22 protein-coding genes, 1 tRNA gene and 1 pseudogene are annotated in these 26758 nt (G+C 58.8%); 11 read left to right on the top strand and 13 right to left on the bottom strand.

Annotated features, from left to right (window positions below; genetic code table 11):
• Positions 1-39: 39 nt before the first annotated feature.
• Together ACYG9Y_RS04235 and ACYG9Y_RS04240 are read right to left on the bottom strand one after the other, a co-directional pair.
• Positions 40-555, bottom strand: a complete 516-nt coding sequence (locus ACYG9Y_RS04235; RefSeq protein ID WP_023740178.1) for a TIGR00645 family protein — start codon at positions 553-555, stop codon at positions 40-42.
• Between the two features lie 326 nt (positions 556-881).
• Positions 882-3062 (bottom strand): OmpA family protein, encoded by a 2181-nt coding sequence (locus ACYG9Y_RS04240; RefSeq protein ID WP_023740177.1) that lies wholly within the window; start codon positions 3060-3062, stop codon positions 882-884.
• A gap of 202 nt (positions 3063-3264) precedes the next feature.
• Here ACYG9Y_RS04240 and ACYG9Y_RS04245 point away from each other — a divergent pair, with 202 nt between their 5' ends.
• On the top strand, positions 3265-3711 hold the full coding sequence (locus ACYG9Y_RS04245; protein ID WP_023672465.1) for a YcgN family cysteine cluster protein: 447 nt from the start codon (positions 3265-3267) through the stop codon (positions 3709-3711).
• A 220-nt stretch (positions 3712-3931) separates the two neighbouring features.
• Complete coding sequence (locus ACYG9Y_RS04250) at positions 3932-4276, top strand: hypothetical protein (protein WP_023713887.1); 345 nt, start codon at positions 3932-3934, stop codon at positions 4274-4276.
• Between the two features lie 258 nt (positions 4277-4534).
• On the opposite strand, the gene ACYG9Y_RS04255 is transcribed toward ACYG9Y_RS04250, so the two are convergent.
• Entirely contained in the window at positions 4535-5245 is a 711-nt protein-coding gene (locus tag ACYG9Y_RS04255; protein ID WP_023705824.1) for an SIMPL domain-containing protein, read from the bottom strand.
• 134 nt (positions 5246-5379) lie between these two features.
• Between ACYG9Y_RS04255 and ACYG9Y_RS04260 the strand changes: the two genes are divergently transcribed.
• Positions 5380-5455: transfer RNA gene (locus tag ACYG9Y_RS04260), tRNA-Ile, on the top strand.
• A gap of 215 nt (positions 5456-5670) precedes the next feature.
• Here the strand turns inward: ACYG9Y_RS04260 and ACYG9Y_RS04265 are convergent.
• Genes ACYG9Y_RS04265 through ACYG9Y_RS04275 form a run of 3 tightly spaced genes read right to left on the bottom strand, consistent with a single transcriptional unit; the run spans position 5671 to position 8215 of the window.
• Positions 5671-7347, bottom strand: a complete 1677-nt coding sequence (locus tag ACYG9Y_RS04265) for a recombinase family protein (protein WP_031253246.1) — start codon at positions 7345-7347, stop codon at positions 5671-5673.
• A 2-nt stretch (positions 7348-7349) separates the two neighbouring features.
• A complete protein-coding gene (locus ACYG9Y_RS04270; RefSeq protein WP_023740175.1) occupies positions 7350-7841 on the bottom strand; it encodes a DUF2924 domain-containing protein in 492 nt (163 codons plus the stop codon).
• Positions 7842-7846: 5 nt separating this feature from the next.
• Complete coding sequence (locus ACYG9Y_RS04275; RefSeq protein WP_023740174.1) at positions 7847-8215, bottom strand: DUF3489 domain-containing protein; 369 nt, start codon at positions 8213-8215, stop codon at positions 7847-7849.
• A 611-nt stretch (positions 8216-8826) separates the two neighbouring features.
• Here ACYG9Y_RS04275 and ACYG9Y_RS04280 point away from each other — a divergent pair.
• The 3 genes from ACYG9Y_RS04280 to ACYG9Y_RS04290 are packed head-to-tail and all read left to right on the top strand — an operon-like array spanning position 8827 to position 11811.
• Complete coding sequence (locus ACYG9Y_RS04280) at positions 8827-9387, top strand: ABC-three component system protein (protein WP_023740173.1); 561 nt, start codon at positions 8827-8829, stop codon at positions 9385-9387.
• A complete protein-coding gene (locus tag ACYG9Y_RS04285) occupies positions 9384-9905 on the top strand; it encodes an ABC-three component system middle component 5 (RefSeq protein ID WP_023740172.1) in 522 nt (173 codons plus the stop codon). The genes ACYG9Y_RS04280 and ACYG9Y_RS04285 overlap by 4 nt, the downstream gene beginning before the upstream one ends.
• Positions 9892-11811 (top strand): AAA family ATPase, encoded by a 1920-nt coding sequence (locus tag ACYG9Y_RS04290; protein ID WP_023740171.1) that lies wholly within the window; start codon positions 9892-9894, stop codon positions 11809-11811. Before ACYG9Y_RS04285 ends, ACYG9Y_RS04290 begins: the two co-directional genes overlap by 14 nt.
• Positions 11812-12520: 709 nt before the next feature.
• On the opposite strand, the gene ACYG9Y_RS04295 is transcribed toward ACYG9Y_RS04290, so the two are convergent.
• Both ACYG9Y_RS04295 and ACYG9Y_RS04300 read right to left on the bottom strand, forming a co-directional pair.
• On the bottom strand, positions 12521-13474 hold the full coding sequence (locus ACYG9Y_RS04295; RefSeq protein WP_023740170.1) for a DUF4238 domain-containing protein: 954 nt from the start codon (positions 13472-13474) through the stop codon (positions 12521-12523).
• Positions 13474-14241, bottom strand: coding sequence for a hypothetical protein (locus tag ACYG9Y_RS04300; protein WP_198018665.1), 768 nt, complete (start codon positions 14239-14241; stop codon positions 13474-13476). Before ACYG9Y_RS04300 ends, ACYG9Y_RS04295 begins: the two co-directional genes overlap by 1 nt.
• A 579-nt stretch (positions 14242-14820) precedes the next feature.
• On the opposite strand from ACYG9Y_RS04300, the gene ACYG9Y_RS04305 reads away from it, so the two are divergent.
• Positions 14821-15258, top strand: a complete 438-nt coding sequence (locus ACYG9Y_RS04305) for a nuclear transport factor 2 family protein (protein ID WP_023740168.1) — start codon at positions 14821-14823, stop codon at positions 15256-15258.
• Between the two features lie 33 nt (positions 15259-15291).
• On the opposite strand, the gene ACYG9Y_RS04310 is transcribed toward ACYG9Y_RS04305, so the two are convergent.
• From ACYG9Y_RS04310 to ACYG9Y_RS04320, 3 genes are all read right to left on the bottom strand, one after another.
• Positions 15292-15798, bottom strand: a complete 507-nt coding sequence (locus ACYG9Y_RS04310; protein ID WP_023740167.1) for a GNAT family N-acetyltransferase — start codon at positions 15796-15798, stop codon at positions 15292-15294.
• A 311-nt stretch (positions 15799-16109) separates the two neighbouring features.
• Positions 16110-16703, bottom strand: a complete 594-nt coding sequence (locus ACYG9Y_RS04315; RefSeq protein WP_023740166.1) for a class I SAM-dependent methyltransferase — start codon at positions 16701-16703, stop codon at positions 16110-16112.
• Between the two features lie 37 nt (positions 16704-16740).
• On the bottom strand, positions 16741-17160 hold the full coding sequence (locus ACYG9Y_RS04320; protein WP_156942345.1) for a MerR family transcriptional regulator: 420 nt from the start codon (positions 17158-17160) through the stop codon (positions 16741-16743).
• Between the two features lie 69 nt (positions 17161-17229).
• Here ACYG9Y_RS04320 and ACYG9Y_RS04325 point away from each other — a divergent pair, with 69 nt between their 5' ends.
• From ACYG9Y_RS04325 to ACYG9Y_RS04335, 3 genes and pseudogenes are all read left to right on the top strand, one after another.
• Complete coding sequence (locus ACYG9Y_RS04325) at positions 17230-19491, top strand: heavy metal translocating P-type ATPase (RefSeq protein WP_023740164.1); 2262 nt, start codon at positions 17230-17232, stop codon at positions 19489-19491.
• A gap of 33 nt (positions 19492-19524) precedes the next feature.
• Positions 19525-20589 carry a DMT family transporter gene (locus ACYG9Y_RS04330; RefSeq protein WP_023740163.1) on the top strand — a complete coding sequence of 355 codons (1065 nt, stop codon included), beginning with the start codon at positions 19525-19527 and terminating at the stop codon, positions 20587-20589.
• A gap of 41 nt (positions 20590-20630) precedes the next feature.
• Positions 20631-20757: pseudogene (locus tag ACYG9Y_RS04335) on the top strand (chromate transporter); the annotation flags it as partial.
• Positions 20758-21045: 288 nt separating this feature from the next.
• Here ACYG9Y_RS04335 and ACYG9Y_RS04340 read toward each other — a convergent pair.
• Together ACYG9Y_RS04340 and ACYG9Y_RS04345 are read right to left on the bottom strand one after the other, a co-directional pair.
• A complete protein-coding gene (locus tag ACYG9Y_RS04340) occupies positions 21046-21306 on the bottom strand; it encodes a DUF4242 domain-containing protein (RefSeq protein ID WP_023740162.1) in 261 nt (86 codons plus the stop codon).
• Between the two features lie 49 nt (positions 21307-21355).
• Positions 21356-24910, bottom strand: a complete 3555-nt coding sequence (locus ACYG9Y_RS04345; protein WP_023740161.1) for an adenylate/guanylate cyclase domain-containing protein — start codon at positions 24908-24910, stop codon at positions 21356-21358.
• A gap of 279 nt (positions 24911-25189) precedes the next feature.
• Between ACYG9Y_RS04345 and ACYG9Y_RS04350 the strand changes: the two genes are divergently transcribed.
• On the top strand, positions 25190-26563 hold the full coding sequence (locus ACYG9Y_RS04350; protein WP_023740160.1) for an FAD-binding oxidoreductase: 1374 nt from the start codon (positions 25190-25192) through the stop codon (positions 26561-26563).
• Positions 26564-26758 lie beyond the last annotated feature (195 nt).

Below are 26758 nucleotides of genomic sequence, written 5' to 3' on the forward strand. Positions count from 1 at the left end.
CCAGCCTCACCTCCCCATGAACGGGGAGAAAGGGGCTCATCACTCCTCGCCCTTCTTGCCTTTGCTCAGTCCCATCAGCCGGTCGATATAGGCCAGCATCAGCGCCGAGACGACGAAAGCGAGGTGGATGATGGTCAGCCACATCAGCTGGTGGATCGTATAGGAAGACGAATTCAGGAACACCTGCAACAGGTGGATCGAGGAAATAGCGACGATGGTCGAGGCGACCTTGACCTTCAGCGAACCGACATCGATCGTACCCAGCCAGTGCACACCGCCATCCTGGTCGTCGAAGCGGCTGACGAAATTCTCGTAGCCGGAGATGATCACCATCACCACCAGCGAGGCGACAAGTGCGGCGTCGATGAGGCCGAGCATCTTCAGGATGGTGTCGGTGTCGTCGAGTGTGAAGGCGACCATGACGAACTCGTAGAGTTTTTTGCCGAAGGACAGCGCATAGACGGCGAGCGCTAGGGCCAGCCCGATGTAGAAAACCACCAGCAGCCAGCGTGAGGCGAGGATGATCGATTCGATGGCGAGTTCGAGACGTTTCATGCAGCGGTTCCGGTCAGCTTTCTGAGGTCGACTGGGGTATTTCGATCAGCTTGCCGCAGTTTGCAAGGCAAATTGCGACGCAAAAAAACCCCGCCGGGAGGGCCGGCGGGGTTCAATGCATCCCGCTGGAGTCGGGACGGGGCAGGGAACGCCCAGGCTTGAATCTGGGGAGGGCGGCCGCTCTATTCAATGAGCCGGTTCTAATACCAGTACAATTCTTGCTGAACCGGGATTGCTGTCCGCAGCTCGACCCATCCCGATCTGCCGGGATGGGTCCTTGTTGTCGATCTGATTCCAGAAAGCTGCTCAAGCCATTGGAAAGCAGATCAATTGTTACTCGCCACCGGTGCCACCAGCGAGGTGATGCGACGGATGCCGACACGGCGGTTCTCGCGGTTGGGCGCCGTGGTGTTGACCTTCAGGTATTCCTCGCCATAGCCCTGAGTGGTCAGGTTTTCCGGCGGGATCCCGAAGGCATTGGTCAGCGCTTCGGCGACAGACTCAGCGCGCCGGTCGGACAGAGCAAGGTTTGCTTCCGGCGTGCCAACCGCATCGGTGTGGCCTTCGATCAGGAAGGTTTCGGCCGGGTTCTTCTTCAACAGTTTCTCCATGGCCGTGGCGACGCCTTCCAGTTTCTGCACTTCGGTGTCGGATATCGAGGCCGAGCCGAACTCGAAGTTCAATGTATCGAGGTCGACGCGACGGGCAATGTCGCGCACGCGCGCCGAACGCTTCACTTCGTCGATGGAATAGAGGCGCTGGACCTTCTCCACCGGCGGTTGTTCGAGGAACTCGTAATAATCGTCCGGGCTTTCGACATCTTCCGAATCGAGGATGTACTCGCGGCGCGGGATGGTGAGCCGCATCGGCGGCAGGTCGTCACCGGGATCGCGCCAGTCATTGTCGTCGTCATAGCTGCGCTCGTCGACATAGCTCAGCACATATTCGTGCCCATCCGGCGTGATGCGCGATCGCCTGATGACGTCGCCATTGCGGTTGCGGATGGTGACGATCTGGATGCCATTGTCGCGCTCGACGATTTCCCGAGAGCGATCGCCCGACAGTTCCTCATAGTAAACATTCCTGGCGCCGCGGTGCATGCGCGGAGCGTCATTGCTTTCCACGATCGTCTGGTTGTTGAACTGCAGGATGACGCGGTCGCCGAGTTCCTTGACGACGTCGACGCCTTTCGGACGCCGGCGGTCGCGGACGTTCTCATCGGGTGCACGCTCGACGCGTTTGCCTTTTTCCTCCGTCACCGGGGCGATCTTTTCTGGCTGAATTGCCTGCTGAGCTGACTTGTCGTCGATGGGCGGCGGTCCCTGGTCGACCGGAGCCGGCTTCGGGGCTTGCGCCTCGGTGCCGCCCTGAGCGGGCTGCTCGCCCGTCTGGCCGCCAGCATTCTGGCCGTTCCCATTTTGGCTGTTGCCGCCCTGGTCCTTGCGGTGCTTGCGCCTGGCATCCTTCTGGCTGTCCAGGATGGGTGCTTCGTCGGGGTTGGCCGTGGCTTCGCCTTGCGCCGGCGTCTCACGTTGCGCGGGCTGCTCGGCATTGGCCGGTTGCTCCGCAGGCTGTGGTTCACCGGTCGCAGGCTGCTGTTCGCCCGTCACCGGCTGTTCGCCGACAGTTTTTTTGCCGTGCTTTTTCGCCTGATCCTTCGGCTGTTCACCTTCGGCGGGAGCCGCTTGCTGATCGGCCGGGGGCTGAATCGGCTCGGCCTGCGGCGCGGGCTCTTCGGCAGGCGCAACTTTGACGTCTGGCGCTTTGTCGGCAGGCGCGGCCTCAATCTGCTGATCCTGCTTTCGCTTTTTCTTGCCCGACTTGTTGTCGTTTGCCGGCGCCACCTGTTCGGTGGGCGCTGCCTGCTCGGCAGGCTGCTGGGCCGGCTGTTCAGCGGGCGCCGCTTCGATCTGCTGTTGGTCGCGCTTCTTCTTGCGTGGCTTTAGCGGCTGTTCTTCATTTGCCGGAGCTACCTGTTCGGCCGGTTGTTCAGCCGGTGCTGCCTCGATCTGCTGCTGGTCACGCTTCTTCTTGCGTGGCTTGAGCGGCTGCTCATCGGTCGCCGGCGCTGCCTGGGCGCCGCCCTCATCCGCAGGCGCCGCCTCGATCTGCTGCTGTTGATTGCGCTTCTTTTTGCGCGGCTGCTGTTCCTCGGCGGCAGGTGCGGCCTGTTCGGCCGGGGCCTGCTCGGTCTGCTGCTGATCCCGCTTCTTCCTGCGCGGCTGTTGTTCCTCGGCGGCAGGGGCGGGTTGCTCTGCAGCCGGTGCAGGCTGCTCGGCGGCCGGCGCTGCCTGTTCGGCCTGCTGGCGTTTCTTTTTGCGCGGCAGTTCCTGGTCGGTCTGCTGACCATCTGCAGCAGGGTCGTCCTGGACCAGGATCAGTGGCGCGGCCGTGTGCTGCAAGGGGCCGAAAACGGCGTTGCCCTGCAACGGGGATGCGCCCAACGGCGCGGATGCCATAAGCAGGCCAAGTGCCGTACCTGCCAGTACCCGTGGTTGGCGTTTCATCTTAAATTCTCCTTGTGGGGTCCCATCCCTGCCCAAACTGTCCTTGACCGGATTGGTTCCGGTTTGCGGGCATTACCCGCACCCAAGGACGATTGACCGGCGTTTTGAAGGCAACTTCATGTTTTTCCTATGGTGCGGCCGGAACTTGAAGTCACACAACAGCTTGACCTTGCCGCATGCGGAGGCCACATCTCGACCCATAATGGAAACGCCGTTCTGGAAGACCAAGACGCTGGAAGCGATGACGCCCACCGAGTGGGAATCGCTGTGCGACGGCTGCGGAAAATGCTGCCTGTCTAAACTCGAGGACGAGGACACCGGCGAGATCTACTGGACATCAGTCGGCTGCCGGCTGTTCGATGGGCAAAGCTGCCGCTGTTCGGACTATGCCAACCGGCTGGCGCGCGTGCCGGACTGTGTCGGGCTGACGCCGCAGAATGTGCGCACCATCACGTGGCTGCCGAAAACCTGTGCCTACCGGCTGGTTGCCGAGGGGCACGACCTCTATTGGTGGCACAGGCTGGTGTCGGGAAGTGCCGAGACCGTTCATGATGCCGGCATCTCCATGCGCGGCCGCGTCCGCGCCAGTGAGACCGATCTGGCCGAGCCGGACGACTATTTCGACTATATGCTCGATGACGAGCCCTGAGCATTCTGGAACGGACGCTGCCATAGGGCGTTCTGCGCCATTGGACGTTTTTGACGGTCAGGATCGTTTGCAGCGGTGGAAGGGGCGGTTGCTTTCAACCTGTCGGGCAGATTAACCGAAAATGAACGGCCGGTTCGCGAAGAGTTCAGATTGCAAGGAGCATTCTCCCCCCATCGGTTCGACCAAGACGGGCGCAAGCCCTCAACAAGGAGAGAAGACAATGTTCAACTCATTCAAGACGGCAGCCCTTTCGGGTCTCGTAGCTCTCGGCACGCTTGCCGCAGTGCCCGCCCAGGCGGACTCGATCTATCTCGGCTTCGGCAACAACCATGACCGCCGCGTCGGCGTCTACACCGGCGACGATGAGGACGGCTTTCGCCGTGACCGCAATTGGCGCCGCTGCTCGCCGGATCGCGCCCTCGACAAGGCCGAGCGCATGGGCCTGCACCGCGTCCGCATCGTCGATGTCAATCGCCGCGTGGTGAAGGTCGCCGGCCGTCAGTATGGCGATCGCGTTGTGATCGTGTTCGCCAATGAGCGCGGCTGCCCGGTTATTTATCGCTAAGAGAACCAGACTGATCTTCTGCGAAGATCAGTCTGGGATACGACCTTCTGCGAAGGTCGATCCGGAGGCATGTTCCTCCGCGAGGATCAGCCTGGAGTAGCGGCATGACCCTTCTAGGGTCAGCCAGGAGCCCCTTTCCCTCCGCGGAAGGGTGCGGCTCGAAAAAACCCCGGAGGCCAGTCCTCCGGGGTTTTTCATGTCGGCGATAGCGGTTCCGGCCGACGGGTTCAGCAGAACCGCGCCCGGCCCGGCGGCCTGCTACTTAAGCTCGAATGTCACTGTTACCTGCACGGCGTAGGCATTCTCGCCGGCCTGCACGGGAACCGCGGCGCCTGCCGCATCGAAGGCCTTGGCATTGATCGGCATCGGCGCCGGCGCAACGTTCTGGTCGGTGATTTCCAGCACCCGGCCGATGCTGACGCCGGCGGCTTCGGCCAGCGTCTTGGCCTTGGCCATGGCATCGGCGACCGCCTTCTTGCGGGCTTCGGTGACGGCAGCCTTCGGATCCTCGTTGGAGAACGAAATGCCGCCGCCCTGGTTGACGCCGAGCGACACAGCCTTGTCGAGGACCTCACCTGTTTTGTCGATGTCGCGAATGCGCACCGAGAGTGTGTTGGTCACCTGGTAAGCGACAAGCTCGGCTTCCTGGCTGCCGTCGGGCTTGTTGGTGTAATTGTAACGCGGGTTGATCTGGATGCCGGCGGTCTGCAGGTCGCGATCCTTGATCCCTGCCGACTTCATTGCCGCGATCACGGCGGCCATGGCGTCGTTGTTGGCGTCGAGTGCCGCGCGTGCGGTCTTGGCCTCGCGCATGACGCTGAGCGTCAGCAGCGCCAGGTCGGGCGCCACGGTCGACTGGCCTTCACCCGACACGATGATGCGGGGCGGGGGCAGCGAATCGGCAGCGCTTGCCATCGCCGGAAAAGCGATCGCGGCGGCAAGTGCGAGCGGCAAAATATGTCTGGTCATGAAAATCTCCTCGATGTGCGATCCAGTCGCGCCTGTCGACTAGGGCGCGAATATGGGCTGATTTGGGCGATCTCGGCCAGCCCGTCCGGAAAGCCTTGTGCCGCGCAAGGAAAAACACTAATCCAGCGCGCGTGGGGCCTGTAGCTCAATGGTTAGAGCCGGCGGCTCATAACCGCTTGGTTGGGGGTTCGAGTCCCTCCGGGCCCACCATCCAGTCCGCCCAATTTCCGGGTTTTTCGACCGTCTCAGAATAGCGTCGACATTTCCGTGGGTTAGCGCCGAGTAGTCGGCAACACTTGGCTGAGAAGACGCAGTGAGCGCCCAAAACACCTGACTTTTGGTCGTCCGTCTCGGTTGGGCGAATTCCGTAGCCAAGTGTTTGCCAAAGTGATGGTCGACTGATCAGCGAGATGCTCGCCGGATCGTTAGAGGCCGAGGAGTGAAGCCTGGTCGGCCCAGGCAAGGGGGAGGTCCGACAATCGGGACAGCCGGTGCGCCGTTAACTCAACAGGTTGATCACCTGCAACTATGTCGGTCGCAATTTTTGGAGCGAGGAAAGCGAAGGGCAGGAGGCGGCTGACCTCAGATATATCGGTGCCGTTGAGCATGGCAACATCGGTGAGGCTGCGGCCGGCTCCATCTACAAGTTGGCCGAGATACAGGTGGGCGCGGCGTAGAAGGTCGATCAACGCGCCGTCGGGTGCCCGGTTGATGTTGGATCCGTCGGTAAGCACGATCCGCGTTTCGACGCCGCGCCGCTTCATGCCGATTGGGCATTCGATGGAAGTTACCTGCGCGCCCTCGTTTGGTGGCAGTGTCCGGTTGAGAAGCAATTCCGACAGCGAGCGGCGATCCAGGTCGATTGTCAATGACCCCTGCTTGAGGGTAATCTTGCGAACGATCTTTTGAAGCATGGATCGCTTCGCGTCTGCAGTGTCTGAAGCCCAGCGCGACCGCAACTCTTCGGCTTGCCGCATCGCCGACCGGATTTCGCCAGCCTCGGCCCATTGCCGAATCCAATCAGACAGTTGGGCTTGATCACTGAGAATCCGATTCAAGCGATGCTCAACAACTGATTCAAATGCGGGTGCCGGAAGACGCCAGCCCCCGGAACCTTTCCTGCGCTCATGGACGAACTGCTTTGAAACATAGTAGCGGTAGCGAACACCTCGCTTGTTGGCATGAACCGATCGGAGTTTCTCGCCCGCTTCATCGAAGAGCAAACCGGTGAGCAAATGCTCTTGCGTGACATTGGACTGGCTTCGTCTCCGCGGTGCCTGCGAGGCGAGAAGTGCCTGGGCCTCCTCGAATGTGGCCAACGTGACGATCGGCTCGTGCTCTCCATCGTAGATTTGTTCCTTGTGCCTGATCTTGCCGATGTAGATCGGGTTCGAAAGCAGGTGGTAGAGGTTGCCGCGACCAAACGGCATGGTGACTGCGACTGATCCGTCTTTGCGCTGTCGCGATCGTGTCGAGAGTCCGTCGCTCGCAGCCTCATCAACGAGGTCCCGGACCGACTTCAGAGTGAGATAGCGGGCGAAGAGTTGTCTGACTGTTTGTGCCTCGGTTTCGTCAATCACCAGCTTGCGGTACTCGACGCGATAGCCCAGTGGCACCACCCCGCCCATCCACATGCCTTTCTTCTTCGATGCAGCAATCTTGTCCCGGATACGCTCTGCCGTGACCTCTCGCTCGAACTGAGCGAAGGACAAAAGTACGTTGAGGGTGAGCCTGCCCATTGAGGTGGTGGTGTTGAACTGCTGTGTCACCGAGACAAACGAGACGGAGCTGGCATCGAAGATCTCGACGATCTTGGAGAAATCCATCAGCGATCGGGTCAGGCGATCGATCTTGTAGACCACCACCACATCGACTTTTTTGTCCCGGATGTCTTGCAGGAGACGCCGCAGGGCAGGGCGCTCCATCGTGCCACCAGAGATGCCACCATCGTCGTAGTGGTCTGGGACAAGCTTCCAGCCAAGACCTACTTGCGATGCGATGAAGGCCGCTTCGCGCTGGGCATCTAGCGAATTGAACTCCTGTTCCAGGCCTTCTTCTGTCGATTTGCGAGTGTAGATTGCGCAGTTCAGGCGAGGGGTCATCGTCATAGCCCAAAGAACCTCGGGCCAGACCAATGGGTGCCGGTGATGCGGCGGGCGACAGCCGACAACGATCCGTACGTTTTGCCGTCGAGCACGAAGCCCTCGTCGACAACTTCGACGATGTGCATCCGGCCATTCCATTCCCGCATAAGGCGGGAGCCGGCCTTAGGCGGAAGAGATTGCGGCGAGGACTTCGGGGCCTGCTGGGCTGATGGAACGCGAGCCTGGCGATCCAATCCGGTATTGCCCGGTTGGATAGCGTTCACGTTGGTCCGACGCGCGTTGCCTGCCGCAAGAGTTTTCTTGATGGTCGAAGTCAAACCACCCAAACGCTTGGCCTGAAAATGCCAGGCAGCCGACCGCTCAAGCAACCCACGTTTGACCCCTTTGGGCGGCGGGCAGCCATAGGCCTTTGTCCAGGCTGTTGCCAGTTCATCTCGGGTGAGATCGCCGACTCCGGCGATCTCACCATCTAGATCGCGTCGCTTGCGCATTGAGGTCAACCGGCCGTCTTCGCCTCGACAATGCGGTACCGCCGCTGTCCGTCCTTCCCGGTTTCGCTGAGGACTTCGTGGCCGAGTTTCTTCTTGACGGTACCGGAGAGAAAGCCGCGAACTGAGTGCGCCTGCCATCCAGTCGCATCCATCAGGGTTTGGATTGTAACGCCTTTGGCCGACTTCAGCTTCTTGAGGACGATGTCGGTTTTGGTAGGCGCCGCCAGAACCTCATCCTTGGCTTTCTTGACCAAGATGGTCGCCCCCGATTTCGCGCGGAGCTTCCGGGTTGGGGTGCTGTTGTCGACGGTGGACGCCGTATCAGCGGCTTCCGCATTGTCGGCCTTCGCAATGGCGTTGTTGAGGATAGACATTTCAAATCTCCGTCAGTTCGAAGCCCGGACCATTCCGGCGCTTGTACTGACCGAAGCCCGCTGTCCTGGCGGGCTGGAGATTCTGCTCGGTGTTAATCCGCTGCTCTTACGCAGCGCTGAGAACACCAATGCTTCGTTGCCGTATGAAGTCCAGTCGTATCTCGCCCCCTCGTGGTCATTCGACAGGTTCCCCCTTGGGCAGCTTTGCGCCGCATGTCGGCCGAAACGGCCAAGCTTGCCATTGCCTTAAAGCAGACATTATTGCAGATCTGTTCCTGGGTCGGACATGCGCCGCAGACAGACGCCTGATTAACAAGACCCTTTCTTCAATCAGACGACTTTCGTCCACGAACTGTGTTAATAAGCGTTTGGGCAAGCAAAAAAACGAATCGGGAGGGCGTATGTTTGGTCAGTACTCGTTCGAAATTTGGAGTTTCCTCGGTGGTCTGGTCGGAGGCGGTATTGGCGGCTCGCTTCTCACGCTGAAAATGGTTCGCCAAAACAGCGTTAAGGGCAGCGGTTCAGTTGTGGACCAAAGTCGCACACGGGCCGGAGGCGACATCGTCGGCGGTAACAAGTCTGACCGAAGCTAGCTCGGTCCCGACCGCTTGATGAAGGGGCTCGTCGATCAGAACAGTGCCACTGCGCACGGCGACATCGTCGGCGGTAACAAACTCACGATTGTGAATCATCAGGCTCAATTGGGCTTCGTCGGAGTGCTAATCAAAAAGCTTCAGACGGAGGTTGAGAAAAAGGTTGAAATTCAGCATGTTATAGAAAAGCTTCAGCAGTTTCAGCAATATAAATCCGTTTCCGACGGAGTGATTGGCCTCGAAGCAAAGCTCGACAAGGCAGGCCGCTCCCACGAGAAAGACATTGCTCTGGAAACGAAAGAGGCATTCGCAAAGCTGCTCGAACGCTGGTCTCTATATCCTTCAGCCCAAGAGATATTCGCGCACCTTTTAGGGCGCGCGGTTCACGAATTTACCTATTCTATCTCACCCAAAATTGGCTCGCTGGACGAAAGTGGTATCAACCAACTCATCACAGATCGCGTAGTCACGCCTACCATTTCCGAATGCGGCACCGAAACCGTAGACTTCTCTCATGCAGCCGCGATGGGCATGATCTATTGGCTGGCCGAGCGCTGTTTTGTGAGGTGGCACAAGTGAATCAAATCGCCTTCCAGCCGGCATTTGACCCACTGCATGCAGTATTCCGGCTCCTGCGATTGCGAGATTTGTTCCGCAAACCTCCTAAGCCTTTGGCCATAGATCACGTCCGAATTTTAGATTTCTATCTCCTGTTTCCGTTCAGGCTTGCCGGCATGCGCGCTCCCGTCACCATGCGCACGCTGAAAGTAGTTGCCAAGAGCTACCAGCACACCGTTCCATACGGGGAGCAGCCCGATGATCGTATGGTCTTCAATCGTATGGAACCGATGCAGAAGGCCGCTCTTCAGGCCTTGGCGCTGCGATCACTGATCGACAAGGAGGCGCTTGAAAACGGCACTGTAGTGGCGACTGCGGAGCAGCTTCCAGAAGCTGTTGTTACGCGGATTCTTGCAGCCAACGCCTCCGAGGCGGACCTTCTCGCTGTTCTCGGAGCTTTGGCAGAATTTCCGCTTAATGGCATGGACGGACTAAAGCACCGCACTGGCCTATTGGAGCATCGTTATGATGCAGTTTGAGCCAACCCTGATCGTCAAACGCCTAGTGGTGTATCGCAACACCAATCGCGTTTTTGACGAACTCTTTCATCCTGGCGTCAATGTGATTCGAGGTGAGAATTCGTCTGGCAAGTCCACGGTGTTGAATTTCCTCTTCTATGGGCTGGGCGGCGATCTCGCCGATTGGAGCGCCGTGGCGCTTTTATGTTCAAGCGTCAGCGTCGAAGTTTCAATAAATGGAAATAGCGCGACCCTATCGCGTCAAATCTCTGAGCAAAGTGGTCAGCCGATGGAACTGTTTGGTGGCGACTTTGAGGCTTCGGAACGCGCGCCAAGAACGGAGTGGGTTAGATACCCGTACAAGCGCTCAGAGTCCAAAGAAAGCTTCTCTCAAGCCCTGTTCCGACTTTTGGGCATTCCTGAGGTTAAGAGTGGCGAGGCCGCTCAGAACCTAACAATGCATCAAATTTTGAGACTCCTGTACGCCGACCAACTGAGCCCGCTTGAAGACATCTTCAGGTTCGAACGATTTGATCCCCCTTTGCTGCGCGAAACGATCGGAAGGCTGTTGTGCGGTGCCTATGACAATGCGCTGTACGAAAACGAAGTTGAAATCAGAGTTCGAACTCGCGAATTCGATGAAGTGAGTGCGCAGTTGCGAACGCTCTTGTCTGTCGTCGGTGGGTCAGGACAACCCCTTACAATGGATTGGATTGAGGCGGAGCGTTCTGTTCTGTTGGCTCGTCAGGCCGAACTTCAAACTGCTATCGAGACGGCCGAACGCGACCTTTTTGCGGGTGCTAAAGCTGTGGAGGTGACGCTCCAAGCTCAACATCAAGCGTACGATCGCCTGCGGTCTTTGCAGGGGCAAATAAGTGAGGTGCGCTCTCAACGTGACTCAATCGCGCTAACGATCGCTGATTCCGATGCATTCGTTCAAAGCTTGCAACGCAAGCTCACTGCTTTGACCGACACCTCGACCGTGGCCCAATATTTGGGTGAAGTGAAATTTGCCTTCTGTCCATCGTGCTATTCACCGATTGATGAGAGTGATGACCATTCCAAGTGCCATCTCTGCAAAACATCGTTCGAGAGCGCAAAGGCCAGCGATCGAATTGTAGCGCTTATCAACGACACCGCTTTACAGATCAAGCAATCGACGTATCTCCAGCAGAAGCGCCGCTCTGAGCTATCTAAGTTGGACGCCAGACTTCACGATTTGACCGCCGAATGGAACAAGGCTGCGGAAGACCTTGCTGCACTTCAGAGACTGCCTACAACGGATGGCACTTCAGCGCTCCGCAAACTCCAACGCGAGGCGGGATACCTTGAGCGGCAACGCGAGAACCTCGAAGAGACAGCTAAGATAGCGCAACGGGTGCATGACCTTTCACAAACCAAGGGGGCACTAAATGCGCGGATCACAGAGCTGCGCAACGAGAATGACGTGCTGAAGGCATCTCAAAGCACTCGATTGGAATTAGCTTACAGTCGTATCGAAGCCGAAATCTTGAAACTGCTTCACAACGATCTCAGACGCGAAGAGGCATTTGAAGCGGCTAGAAGCGTTCAGTTCGAATTTGGCGCAAATCGGATCAGCGTTGACGGCCAAAGCTATTTCTCTGCGAGCTCACGGGTCATCCTGAAAAGCAGTTTTTATCTCGGGTTCTTCGCCGCAGCGAATAAAAATGCGTTCTTCCGACATCCTCGTTTTGCGATCATCGACATCACAGAGGACAAGGGGATGGAGGTTCAGCGAAGCCACAATTTTCAACTGCAAATCGCACGAGTGTCTCAGGAGAGCGCCGTCGATCATCAGGTCATTTATGCGACCTCAATGATTGCGCCGGAGCTGGACGACGAAGCCTACACCATCGGCCGTTACTACACGCGGGATGACCATACTATTGGTATCAAAATGAGCTAGGAAGCTGACGACGGTCTGGAGCGTCTGTGTCATTTCTGAAGCGACGCTAGTCTCACACACAAGTCCGCTTTCGTTTGCGAATGCCTGCAAGCTGCCAGTCCGCTTGCGATCCATTTTCGCCTAAAGAGCTTGGTGATTGGCGGCGGTAATCAGCCTGTGGACAAAACCTATATTCTCCGCGAGCAGACCCGGCATGGAAGCGGCGCGCGTGAGTTGGAGTGCAGTGCATGTTAGCCCAAACCTATAGATCAACGTCCCCGACGCGAACGACCTTGCGGGCTGGTTTCGACAGGGAGTGCTCCTGGGGCCAAGACCGTGGCGGTCAGCTTCCCGAGGTTGGACTGGAGAACGCGCCCTAGCGCCGTCTTGCTCGGCGGCTTACGCGCGGTGTGAGAACGTGCGTGCGCGTTAAACCTGGCGTAGAGGGATTGGCTTCTAGTTGGCTGAGCGCTTGATCTTCAAGGTCGCGATGTGTCGGAGCCGGCCTCAAGGGCGAGGTCTGCTATCATGAGCGATCGGCTCGAAAGTTGCCGTACCGGTTTCGGCCCCATATCGGCGACGGGAAATCATTTCCTACGTGGAAGCACCTGGGGCGACGTCTACGGCACCTATTGGGTGGGAAGCAGAATGGCGCCTTTGGGCAATCTGATTGGACAAGCGGACATGCGCTCGGCCCTTACACACTGCTGCTACGCGCCAATAGCAGACATCAGCCCCCACCTCTCGCCTGTCGTTCCAAAGCCCCGCCAAGGTCCTGGCCTCGGACGTAAGGCTCTGTCCTGGTGTGGAGCTCGAACGACCCGTCGCGAGCATAGAGCTGCTTGGTCGCATATCGAGCAATGCTCGTATTCAGTGCGGCGACCTGGTCGCGGCGATGATCTCGCTGCGCGGGCTGTTTGACGAAAAGCCCGACCAAGGCGAGCTCAGGCGAGATCGTGAACATAACGATCGTATTTTGGAGGCCGAATCCTGGCGAGTAGGGCCTCGGCTTTCCGTCAGCCCAATCTAGGATTACCGGATCGTCGGACGTCGCATAGGTGCAGCCAGGCTCGGCCGAGACGAGAGACCAGCTCCTGCGAGCGAGCTGTTCGAGGGCCGGCTGGACCGCCTTGAGCTCCAATCCGATCAGGTAGGTCCGATCGATCGCGATCTCGTATCCGCCGCGATCGATGAAAGCCTTCATATCCTCGTAGTTGATGTCATCGCGGATCGGGACGCCGTTCTCTCGAGCCTCCTTCACCGAGTCCTCGAATCGATCCCTGTCTTTCAGCATCATAACCATCATGCCGTTGACGATCTTGAGATGAAATTCTTCGTTCGACCTGAAGCGTGGATTGCGCACGGCCACATTCGCCATCAGCAGCATGATCGAGGAAAAATGGGCGTCGGAAGGGAAGCCTTTGGCGGCGATCGCCTCGGCGAGATGCCTTGAGATTTCACTCTCGATCTCAGCCATCCCGTCTTCGATGTGATTGGGGTCGAAGCCCTTGACGTCGATGCGGAAGAAGTGGCGCCGGCTGCCGACGTTCCGGACCAAGGTCTCGAACGACTTTCTCGTCGACTGATCGTAGCAGAAGACCTTGGCTTTCCGCTTGTCACCGCCAACGCTGAAATTCCGCAGATAGAACTGAGGGATGAAGTGGTGATTTGCCTTCTCTGCCACTATTGCCCGCAATGTTTGCAGACCCGCGGAGGCCTGACTTCGTCGATCACTGCCGATATCGCGCCCAGGATCTGGTCGACGAATGGCTCTGGTACTTTGTGGTAGGTGACATCTATAGCCGACCAGATCAGGCCGATCGTCAAGAACGTGTGCTCCCGAAGACCGATGTCCAGCTGCTCTCTGCTTAGATCGGGAGCACCCTCATCACAAGCATAGAGTGCCGTATCTCGGAAGTTCGCGCGCTTGTGAACATACTCCACCATAGTTCGGATATCCGGGAATCGGCTCACAAAGGCATCATTGGCGGCGGCGGGAGACGGGTTCTCCCCGTCCTCATTGAAGGAGAACAGCCGAAGCTCCAGCGGATACACGACCTCTTTGTCTCCCGATCTGACCTTTGCAAGCAGGTCATCGGCGGCAGGACTGTGAGCGATCGCCAGCTCGATCTGTTCCGCATGGTCGGCGATCACCTGGGTGTAGGACGCGACCACGACCTTCTGGGCGTGATCCCGGATATTCATCTTGCTCGCCCACGACCTGTAGCCGTTCGCTTTCGCCGAAGCGACGAAGCACGCCACCGCCTCCTCAGTCGCGTGCGTCGCACAGAAGTAGGAGACGGTCGTGGATATGTCCGCAATCTTCTGAGCTCTGACCAGGTGGTTCCGAGCGTTCACAGCGCACGATAAAGCCCGGCCCGACAGCCAGTCATAAACCTTCCTCGAGACCCAGTCCGCTACCGGATGGTCGATTAACGCCTTCACGACCACCAATTGCCTCCCGGCTTGTAGACCCGATTCGCATTCGGTATCATCCTCGCAAGTATGCAGGAGAACCTGATGCCGCGCGATATTTGCAGATAGAAAAGCATGGGAGTGGCCGCTTTCGGGAGGCGGCCGAAATGCTCCGAATTTCCGGAATGATGTCAGTGGCCGAACGGCGGCTTATCACCGAAATCTTCTAAAACCGGACGGTCCGGAATCAGCCCAAAACAGGACGTTCGGTACGCCGAACCCTGATGTCGGCTTCTAGGCGCATTTCAGACATTCAGTCAACATGTCGGTTTTGGGCCGAGAGCTGAACGTCCACTGTTAGCTGGCGGCAGATCGAAGCTGCCCTCCTGCGGGGATCCAATCACGGATGCGTTTGTCCCCACCGGCATCAGTTGTAATGCAACCTTTGTTCTAGAACAGGAGGAAGCGGTTCTGTTTCGGATGGCATGCCAATGATGTTGCGGAAAGCACATTATTGGACCAGGTTTTGGAGCAGCTATCGCAAAGGGTGCAGCGTTCCAATCGGCCCGGGAATCCTCTGCTAACCCCTGAGTATGATCTGAGGAGGTTTCTGCAATGGACACAACCGTTGAGAGCGACTGTAACGCCATACGGGCTCTGATCTCGCGCCAGTTTGCAAGCATGAGTTGGAAGGCGGCGGGCGAGCCCGACTGGAAGAAATTCCGATCCGATTTTTTCCCGGATGCGCAAATGTTTCCTTCATCGCGGCCGGCCCGGCCCCAATCCGTCCCCGCGTTCATCAAGCGAATGAGTTCTCTCGCAGGAAGCGACCTGTTGTCGCTTGATGAAAGGGTTCTCGGCAGCAAGATACAGGTGTTTGGCAATGTAGCAGTGGCAGTTATAGCCTGTGAGAATGTCGAAAACGAGATCAACTTGGAGCGAGTGGTTGAAATGATGCTTTTGGTGAAGGATCAGGGCAACTGGAAGATTGCGGCGCAGGCTTGGGACAAGGCAGGGGAGGACACGAGCCTGCCCACAGATATATTGGATTAATGAGCCGATAGCCGCCAGCCGGGTCACGCGCCATTATTTTCCTGCTGCGTCCGGTGAACCCGCTCTGGTCATCAAGTAGTCATGGAATTGGTGTGGACCCATCATTACAGGCTCCAGACGCTCGATCGAAAACCCCTGGGAACGGTAGAAATCGATCGCGGATTGGTTTTTTTCAGCGACAAAGAGCGCTTGCGGATACCCTACGCCGAAGTAGTTGCGAACTGTCTCGATCAGGAGTTTGCCCAATCCCAGCCCTCGGGTTTCGGGCAGCAGATACAGCTTCTTGATCCACAGGGTTCCGCCTTGGACATACGCGGAGGCATAACCTGCGTCCTTCCCGTCTGTCGTAATGATCCAATAGCTTTGCCGTCGCTCGTGCATGTCCGCGTAGAGACTGGGCATGGAATAGATATCGGCTACGATGCCCGCCGCCAGGTCTGCGCCGATCAGGGGTGTATAGTGGGCCTGCCAGATGACCAGGGCTAGGTCCCGGACCCGATGGAGATCGGTCGGGGCAACCAGTAAAATGTCAATGACCACCTAGACGCCTCCCAAAAGCGACACAAAGCAGAAGTTACTGTTTGAAACAGAATTGGCAAATTCCGTATGGGCCTGCCCCTAATTCCGAGAGGAACCTTAACCCGAAAGGCTTGTGGGCGCTCAGGTCAAATAGCGGACCAGGCAGAAACCTTCCTGGCAGCCTACTCAACGGCGGAATTCCTGAGATTGCGCCAGTCGCAATCTCGGAAGATGGCAAACCTGTCCGCCCATCGTTGGAAATGGAGACCTAGGTGGCTACATGCGTGCGCCGGCGCCTAGAGTAGTAGATAGACGATCGTCCCGAGCTGTCGTCACGCGCGCTCAAAAGTCATGCCGTAGTGATAGGGCGGCAGATCGATCAGCGTTATCAGGTGAAAGCCGGCCGGCTCGACGACGGCTCTCACCGCCTCGGGAGGCATCCGCATGTCCGTCTTTGGCCCGCGCGGGTGACCGAGTACCGTCGTCTGTTCGCGCGGCACCGGGTGCCAGTTGACGACAGCGAACACGCCGCCAGGCCTGAGCGTTTTGGCAACGGCCTGGACAAGGCCAGGCTGGTCGGGAACACCATGGAGTGTATTTGCGATCAAAACGAGATCCAGCTTTTCCGGGATCAATCGCGAGATCTCGCCGGCGTCGGCTATGATCCATTTTAGAACCGAAACGCCCTCCTGCTCTGCTTCCGCACGAGCCATCTCGATCATTGCAGGGTCGAGATCGAGCGCGTAAACGCGGCCATCGACGATCTTTGCTAGGGGAGCTGTGAAATATCCATCGCCGCAGCACAGATCGAGCACTGTCATACCCGGTGCCACGCCCAAAGACAGCAGGAGGCCTGCTGGATCCGGCCACAATACGGTCCACCAGTCCCGATCTGGCATCGATGTCGCAGGAAAAATTGCGCTCATACCGGCTGCCTAGAACGTGGCCGTAAATACGAAGACATCAGTGATCGTTTCGGCATTGATCATAGTCGGCCAGAACCTCGATCACCCGGCATTCGCCGACTTTACCATGACGGCAGCCTTCGACCATCAGTTCCAGTTCGGCTTTGAGCGCGTTCAGGCTCTGAATTCGCTGTTTGACCTCGCCTAGTCGAATCCGGGCGATGGCGTCGGCCGTGGCGCAGGGCTGGCCTGGGTCGTCCTGCAGCGTCAGAAGCGCCCGAATAGCGTCGATTTCAAAGCCCAGCTCTCTGGCATGACGAATGAACGTCAACCGACGCAGGTCCGCAGCCTCATAGTGGCGGCGATTAGCCTCGCTCCGGGATGGGGCAGGCAGAAGTCCGATCTGCTCATAATAGCGGATGGTCGGTACTTTCACGCCGCTTTGCCGGGCCGCTTCGCCAATGGTCACTCCATTCAGCATATTTCGCTTGCTCCTCTAGTCGCTAGAGGATGTAGCGTCGCAGTCAAACGATACAAGAGGAATGTTATGACCGCGTCCCAGGCACAAACACGTTATCGCGTCGAAGGCATGGACTGTGCCGGTTGCGCCACCAAAATCGATAAAGCGGTACGTCGCATCCCTGGCGTCGAAGATGTCAGCGTGTCCGTCACCGCCGGCACCATGACGGTCAGGCACACGCCCGAGAGTGACCTCGCCGAACTTGAAAAGAAGGTGACTGGCCTCGGCTACACGGTTGCCGAACTCAAGGTAAAGGGAAAGGTCGGGCTGGACGGGGCAGAGCACCATCACAATGACCACGACGATGCGGGCGACTACCATGCGGGCCATGCTCACGCCAGCCACGATCAGGTCAGCGAAAGTCAAGATGACCGCGAGGAGGGAATAGAGGGCCTTCACGGGCACGACCGCGCGCCAACCTCGGGGCCGTGGTGGAAGAGTCCCAAGGGTCGCCTGACGATCGCCAGCGGCGCGGCGCTGGTCCTTGCGTTTGCCATTCACTATGTGTGGCCGGCGTCCGGGGTGTGGGTCTTTATCGCGGCCATGCTGGTTGGCCTGGTGCCTATCGCCAAACGGGCCGTCATGGCCGCCGTCGCAGGCATTCCCTTCACCATCGAAATGCTCATGACCATAGCGGCCGTCGGTGCGGTCATTATCGGCGCCGGCCAGGAAGCTGCCACTGTGGTCTTCCTGTTCCTTGTCGGTGAGCTTCTCGAGGGCGTTGCCGCCGGAAAGGCGCGCTCGAGCATTCAAGCGCTGACCACGCTAGTCCCGAAAACGGCCTTCATTGAAAAGGGCGGCAAGACGCGCGAGGTGCCGGCCGAAAGCCTTGAAGTCGGCGCCATGATCATGGTGCGGCCGGGTGACCGGATTCCCGCCGATGGCGAGATCACCGAGGGTGAGAGCGCGATCGACGAATCCCCGGTGTCAGGCGAGAGCGTGCCGGTGCGCAAATGCGTCGGCGACAAGGTTTTCGCCGGCACCATCAATGGCGACGCTGTTTTGCGCATCAAGGTCACCGCCGTTGCCACCGATAACACCATCGCGCGCGTCGTCAAGCTGGTCGAGGAAGCCCAGGAGAGCAAGGCGCCAACTGAGCGGTTCGTCGACCGCTTCTCGCGCTGGTACACGCCTGCTGTGGTCGGCGTGGCCGCGATGGTGGCCGTGGTTCCACCTCTCGTTTTCGGCGGCAACTGGAACGAATGGATCTACAAAGGCCTCGCCCTGTTGCTCATCGGCTGCCCCTGTGCCCTGGTCATCTCGGTCCCGGCGGCAATCGCCGCGTCGCTCTCGGCTGGCGCCAAGCGCGGCCTGCTGATGAAGGGCGGGGCGGTCCTCGAGGCTCTCGGCAAGGTCACCGCCGTGGCGCTTGACAAGACCGGCACGCTCACGCTCGGCAAGCCCCAGGTCACCGACGTGGTTTCTTTCGGAAAATCGGAGGCCGAAGTGCTGCGTCTTGCTGCCGCCTTAGAGACCGGCTCAAGCCATCCGCTTGCCATCGCCATCCTCGCAAAGGCGTCTGCAGACAAGGTTCAGGCTCCGGCCGCGTCCAAAGCGCAGGCTCTAGGTGGCAAGGGGGTCAAGGCGAACGTGGAAGGCACCGAAGTTTTCCTTGCATCGCCACAGGCTGCCGAGGATACGGCGAAGCTCACTGAGGATCAAAAATCTCAAATCGCAGCGCTCAATGACGAGGGCAAAACCGTCTCGGTCGTCCTCGTCGACAACAAGGCGGCCGGCGCCATTGCGATGTGTGATGAACCGCGCCCGGACGCCTTGGCTGGTGTCAAGGCGCTGACGGATTCCGGCATCAAGACCGTCATGCTGACCGGCGACAACAAGCGCACGGCTGCCGCGATCGGCAAACAGCTCGGCATCGAGGTTCGCGCCGAGCTACTGCCAAAAGACAAGCAGCGTATTGTTGGAGAGCTGAAGGGACAGGCGCTCATCGTGGCAAAGGTCGGCGATGGCATCAACGACGCGCCAGCCCTTGCGGCGGCCGACGTGGGTATTGCTATGGGCGGCGGCACTGACGTGGCTCTCGAAACTGCTGATGCGGCGGTGCTGCATGGCCGTGTCGGCGACGTCGCCGCCATGATTGCGCTGTCGAAGGCGACCATGGCCAACATCAAACAGAACATAACCATGGCCCTCGGCCTCAAGGCCGTCTTCCTCGTGACCACGGTCTTGGGAATCACCGGCCTGTGGCCGGCGATCATGGCCGATACCGGCGCGACCGTTCTGGTGACGGCCAATGCCATGCGCCTCCTGCGCTGGAAAGGGGCGGCGTGACAAACAAGCGGTCCTCTGTGCTAAACTTGAAGCATGGCTGAATCGCACTCCCATTCGCATCTCTGGCCCGGTGTCCCCCTCGCGCTAGGCTCCGCCGCCCTGTTCGGAGCGGTTTCGCCATTCTCCAAGCTTATCCTTGACTCAGTGAGCCCGCTGATGCTCGCGGGCTTGCTCTACCTCGGCGCCGGACTAGGGCTGGCGTTGTTCTGGCTGTACCGCCGTTCGACCGGCGGGGATCAAACAGAAGCTTCGCTGCACAGGGCCGATATTTCGTGGCTGGCAGCAGCGATTGCCATGGGCGGCATCGTTGGACCGGTCCTGCTTATGTCCGGGTTAGCTCTGACCACGGCGTCGAGCGCAGCATTGCTGCTGAATGTTGAAGGCTTGGCCACCATGGCGATTGCTTGGCTAGTCTTTCATGAGAATGTCGATCGTCGGCTGCTGCTCGGCGCGGGCGCCATCCTCGCCGGTGCCATTGTGCTGTCGTGGGCGGGGCAAGGGATTGCGGTCAATGCGGGTGCCCTGCTGGTCGTCGGCGCCTGTGTCGCTTGGGGTATCGACAACAACATGACCCGCAAAATCTCGGCGACTGACCCGGTGACCATCGCCATGCTCAAGGGCTTGGTGGCCGGCACTGTCAACATTAGTTTGGCAGTGGTGTCCGGCGCCGTGTTTCCCCACGCCGCGTCGTTGGGAGCGGCGGCCGTCGTGGGCTTTCTCGGCGTCGGCGTCAGCCTGGTGATGTTCATCCTGGCCTTGCGCCATCTCGGTACGGCACGCACGGGGGCGTACTACTCGCTGGCGCCCTTTATCGGGGCCTTCCTGGCCATTGTGCTTGTCGGTGAGCCCCTGACCTTGCGGCTGCTTGTGGCGGGTGCCCTGATGGCTTCCGGCCTTTATCTTCATCTCGCTGAACGGCACGCGCACGAGCATGACCACGAAGCGCTGGAGCACGAGCACAGCCATGTTCATGACGAACACCATCAACATACCCATGACGGGCCGGTGACGGAGCCGCATTCGCATTGGCACAGTCATAAGCCTATGCGGCATTCTCATGTGCACTATCCAGACCTTCATCATCAACATCGGCACTGATCTCCGACGAGTGCCGCGAACCAATATGATGTCCCAAGACCATGCGGGCACCAGTCGTCCATCTCGGCTATTTCCGCAACAGCTGGTGGTCCGGCGAAATGGCTCGATGAGGCAGCCTCTGCCGACGTGGGGGCGCTCTGCCAATTCCTGCCCGGACCGGCCTCCAGCCATGGCCGTACCGCCGCACAGCGATGTAGACAATGTCTGCTTTCAGGCAGTGACCGCGGAATGCTGAATGGCCGATATTGGGCGCATAGCCGCCCGGCAGCCTTGGGGCCGGAAAAGACCGAGTGGTTGTTTTAGGTCAACGGTCTAAGAAGCGGACATTCGGCTGAGATGCCACCTAGGGCATATTCCTTCCGGTCAATCGGCCGGGAAGCGGATGCTTAGGTGCATTACCAAAGCGGCCTCCGGCTTTTTGGCGTACTCGCGACGGTTTTGCCGGTCAGGATTGTGCTACGAGAACATATTCGGACCGATCTCTCCACCAATTTCAATGATCGCATCTGCGGGGATGTTGTTCCTTCGTGCCGCAGCCCGAATAGCCTCCGGGTTAGGCGCCTCGTAAAGGCAATAGCTCTTTTTCTTGTCGGCGCTGAGGAACGAGAAAATCCACTGCACGCCTTCCTGGTCATTGATCAAATTGACACTCTCAACGCCCTCCTTTGTGAGGTTGAGCTGTTCCGCGAACTCCCTTTCGATTACGTAGCGTGGCATAAGCATGCTCCTTCTCAACGTGGTGAAGCAGTGAGGCATGAGAGCCTACTTAGTGAACCGTTGTCTCCAGCCTCTTCTGCAAACGGACCATACCCAGTTCAGCCGCGGTCACCGAGGCTTGCTCCGAAAGTGACATTGCCCTCTCAATCGCTTTCTTGCTACCTTTTTTCATAAGCAAGTTCGCATATTCAGCCTGGGAATGCGCCAGCCAAGGTCGTGATTCGCTGGCTGCGTTCATATCCATCGCATGCTCGAAGTGCTCGGCGGCCTTCCCAAAATCGCCCAGCGATGTCGACAACATTCCCAGATAGCGACTTGCCGCTCCAAAGCAGACCGTTGCGACTCCTGCCGTGATCGTCATATCCTTGTAGGCGAGCATAAGGTTGTAGATTGTCCGAGCCGCCTCCGTGTCGCCCAGACTAACAGCAACCTCAGCCACGAATGAGAGGGATGCGCTTCGCTTTCCATCCGGCGGCATTGCGAAATTAGCACGCGCTAGTTCACTCAACCTGCGTTGCGCTGCGTCCCGGTATCCCAAATCGGCCGCAACCAGAGCAAACCCTGGCAACCATGTGGTCTCATCCGGATTTTCATCGATAAGATTCTTCATCACCGGAGCCACCTCCGACAGGCGATTCTGTTCGCGTCGGATCGTGAACATCTGCATGCCATAGACGCCTTCGACTTCCGCGCCATGCGTCTGTCTGCCCAGACCCAAGGCTTCTCCAGCCAGCTTCTCGGCGGTGGTGAACCTTCCATCGAGGATGGCCATCATTGCCCTTGCGTTCCACGCAAGCCATAGAATGTTGAGCCGTTGTCGCAACGTTCCCAACTCTTCCAGCCCCTCCACGGCTTGATCGGCGCGCGCGCGGTCGCCAAGCTCAGTCGAGACGTAGACGTCAAGCGCGAGAGCGCGGCCGCGCAGGTCATCGTCGTTGATGCCGGCCGCGAGGCGCTTTATCTCATCTACCCGCGCCATCAGTTGAGTTGCCTCTGCCGCGGACTTCACGGTCCGGGGCGTTAAGAAAGGCAGGACAGAAAGTTCAAAAAGCGAAGCTTGGTCGCCTAGTTGCCGAGCCAATTTAACCCCTTCTGCGTGACATTTGGCGCTGTTCTTACTGTCGCTAAGGTAAAAATATGCACGCGTGAGGCGGCTGAGGAGTTGGCTCCGCGACCTCTGATCCTCGGGATCGAGCATACCCATTGCTTCAGTGAGCAGCTGAAGCGATTCGTCTAGCAGCTTCGAAGACAGGAACTGGGCGCCGTCAAAACCAAGAGCAGAACGAACGAAGGCCTTCGTGTCATGGGTCTCGCGAGCCAAGTGCGCGGTCAGCTTGTATTTTGCAACTGAGTCCGACAAGCGACCTGCGGCACTCAGTGCCTCCCCGAGCTTTAGGGTCGCCTCGAGCACTTCCTTTTGCCGGGCCGGTCCTCCCGGCAGGTGCTCCGCGATGTCGACAGCGTTCTGAAAGTGATCAACCGCCTCATAGTTGGCTGATTGCCCTAGCGCCCGTTCGCCGGCCTTCATCCAGTATGGCAGCGCGAGCGCGCCTTGCTGTGCCTTGACATAATGCTGGGCAATGAGCTCGGGTTGGGTCACGATGAGATCCGGATATGCGTCAATGAGCGCATTAGCGATGGCTTCATGATATTGACGGCGCCTTTTGCTGAGCAGCGATTGGTATGCCGTATCCTGAATGAGCGCATGTCGGAATACCAGCGCGTCTCGCACCACACCGCCGACGACAACGAGCTGGGTAGACATGAGCTCATTGAGCGCTTCGCCGAGAGTTGGGTCATCGAGACCGGCAACCTTGGAAAGTAAGCCGCGGTCAAATTCCCGGCCTATGACAGAGGCGATTTGCGCCACCTCCTTGGCTGCCGCTGTCAAACGGTCAAGTCGAGCCATGAGAGATCCCTGCAGACTGTCGGGAATCTCAACATTGAGAGACGCCGCCTTTCCGCTTTCCAGAATCGAACGTGTCAATTCTTCCACAAACAGCGGCACACCATCAGTTCGCTCCACGATCCTGTCGGCAAGCTGATCCGGAACGTCTGCGAGCATCGAGTCGATCAGCTCGCGCATCTGTTGCTTCGTCAGCCGACCAATGGCCAGCGTCGTCACGTGAACCAGCCCCGTGGGCCAGGTCGGCGTCCATTCGGGCCGGTGTGTTACGACCACAAGGACGGCCGCGCCATGCATGCGACGGACAACCTCTGTTAGAAATTCATTGGTCGACGGATCGATCCAGTGAGCATCCTCAACAACAAACAAAACGGGCGCCATCTTTGCCGCGAGCAGCACCCGGTTCGCCAGTGTGCGGACGATCAGTTCTTTGCGCTGTTGGGCGGAGAGATCGGGCGGCGTGAATTCACTGGCCAGATCGAGGGAGAGCAGCTCGGCATATGTGGAGCCGACTTCTGAGGGATCTTCGCCGTAACGCTGAACAATTGCGCGCAGCTTGTCTGCTCGCATCAGAGGTTCGTCGGCGGCTGAAAGACCTGCCAGCCGGCTCAGGCGCTGAATGATGGGATAAAAGGCCGAGGTGGAGTGATAGGGCGAACATTGCAGTCGTATTAACTCGGGCTGGTTCTCATGCAACCGTTCCTCAAGCGCGTCGACGAGACGCGATTTCCCGATTCCCGCCTCTCCCGATACAAAGACTGCTTGGCCTTGGCCGTTTTTAGCCAATTCCCAGCGATCCAGCAGCATTCCAATTTCACTGCTGCGGCCAACGAATTTTGAGAGCGCACTAGTTTGCGCGGCATCGAAACGGCTTTCCACTTCTCGTTCCCCGTGGACCGCAAACAGCGCAATAGGCAGTCGAAAGCCTTTCAATTCCTGCGCGCCGAGGCTCTCGATCTCGAAGGATTGCCCCGCGAGCCGCCGCGTGGCGTCTGCCACCACGATCTGGCCAGGCGCAGCAGCAGCTTGCAGGCGAGCCGCGAGATTCGGAGTATCTCCTGCGATTGAGGCCCGCTCGTTTGCACTGCTGCCGGCGATATCACCGACGACCACGTGCCCCGATGCAATGCCGATCCGCGCCTTCAATTGCTCGCCGCTGGGGGACTGAAAGGCCTCGACTGCAGCGAGGGCCTCAAGGCCTGCACGAATCGCACGCTCGGCATGATCCTCGTAAGCCATGGGCCATCCAAAATATGCAAGCACGCCGTCGCCTAGATATTTCGCGACGTAGCCTCCAAAGCGCGTGATCGCGCCTGCAACACTGTCCTGATAGCGTCGCGTAAGCTCGTGCATGTCTTCGGGGTCGAGTTGGGCAGATATCGCAGTCGACCCGACCAAGTCACAAAAGAGCACACTAAGCAGCCGTCGGTCTGCAGTCGGTTCTTGAGCGAGGTCGCTGGCCTGAAGTTCCGAACCCGCAGGAGAAGGTGAAGGGACCAGGGACCCGGCGAGATTTGGCTGAGCAATTCCGGCGACAGCAGCCATGATAATTTTGCGATGCCCAAGTGAGACACCAAGCTCCTGGAGGTCGCGTTCAGTGACATGAGGGAGCGCTCGCAGGTCCACGTCGTTTTGGACGAACGCCTCCAGGTATTTGCCGAGGCCGAGCTGGCTCAGCCAGTGTTCGATCGTCTGCATCGCGTTTTTGCCGATGTCACCATGCTAAACTAGCGCGAAGTTAGCCATAGCACCATGCCGCACTGAGGGTCAGCTTAGTTGCGATGAGGCCCCATTTCACGATTCCCTTGGACCAAGGGCTCATTTTCGGGCAAAGTAGGCGTTGTTCTTAAGTGATGGCTGCCGGTCAACATTGTCAGCTAGGCGGCCCGTGCCGGGAGGCGGCGCGCCAGAAACTATCTGATCAACCTTCGATCCGAACTCGGAAACTCGGTATTGCGATTTCTCGGGGGGGGTGGAATGAACAGCGGCGCCATTGCCAAATTCGCGCAGGATCTCCGAGGCACGCTAATCGGTCGCAATCACGCTGACTATGATGAAGCTCGCAAACTCTATAACGGCATGATCGACAAGCGGCCTCTTCTAATTGCGCGCTGCATGGACGTCGCCGATGTGATTGCTGCGGTGAACTTCGGCCGCGACAGCCAACTCCCCATAGCAATCCGCGGCGGCGGGCACAACGGACCGGGGTTCGGCGGTGTCGACGATGGCCTCGTCATCGACCTCTCGACTATGAAGGGCGTTCGCGTCGATCCACAGAACCGCACGGTGCGGGTCTGGCCTGGTTGCACTACAGGCGACGTGGATCATGCTACCCACGCCTTTGGCCAGGCAGTGCCGTTCGGCATCATCTCGACCACCGGGGTCGCCGGTCTGACGCTGAGCGGCGGCCACGGCTACCTCAGCCGGCAATATGGGCTTGCCGTCGACAATCTCATCGAAGCCGACGTGGTGTTGGCGAACGGGAGTTTCATGACCGCCAGCGAAACCGAGAATGCGGATCTCTTGTGGGCGCTTCGCGGCGGCGGAGGAAACTTCGGCGTCGTGACCAGTTTCTTATTTCGCACGCACCCGGCGAAAATGCTCTATGGCGGGCCGATCATCTTCGATGTTGGCGATGCCGCTGAGGTGATGCGCTGGTATCGTGATTTCCAGGCGAATGCTCCGGAGGATTTCTACATCTTCCTCGGACTGCAATCCGTGCCCGGCGGCGATCCATTCCCGCAGGAGCACTGGAACAAGAAGATGTGCGTCCTCCTTGTCGCGCATAACGGCGAGGGTGGAGAAGCGGCTGTCAATGCCATCCGGGCGGCTCTCCCCAAGCCACTCATCGACTGGGCGGGCCCGATTCCTTACACAGGGTTGCAGACCTTATTCGACGCGCTCTATCCGGCCGGGCAGCAATGGTATTGGAAGGGCGACTTTGTCCGAGCGCTGCCAGATGCCGCCATCCACGCGCATCTCCTGCATGCAAGCAGGGCCGGCCCGGCGTCGTGCATGCATCTTTACCCAATCGACGGGGCGGTGCACCGCCTAGGCAAGGGCGACAGCGCCTGGAACGCTCGTGATGTGACTTGGTCCATGGTGATCGCCGGGATAGATCCAGATCCGGGAATGGCGCCGGTCCTCAAGGAATGGGCCACCGACTACTGGAAAGCTGTGCATCCGTTCGACGTCGGCGGCGCGTATCCCAACTTCATGATGGATGACGAAGGCGAAGAGCGCGTCCAGGCGAGCTTCGGCGACAATTACCCGCGACTCGCCGCGCTAAAGGGCAAGTTCGACCCTACCAACCTTTTCCACATCAACCAGAACATCCGCCCGGCCAGCTAGTGGTAAATCTAACGCTAGTACCCGACACGAAAGACAGGATCACAACGTGAACAGGGCTAACTCATAACGGGGCCAACTGGGGAGCACGCTCACAGCACATCATCGGACGCAGCCTCCCAACAATCTGTGCAGTTTCCTAACCAGTCTGCATTCATGAATGCGAAAGCTGATGAAAGCTAACTGTGGCCCCCGAAA

The sequence above is a fragment of the Mesorhizobium sp. W050 genome, assembly GCF_054719535.1.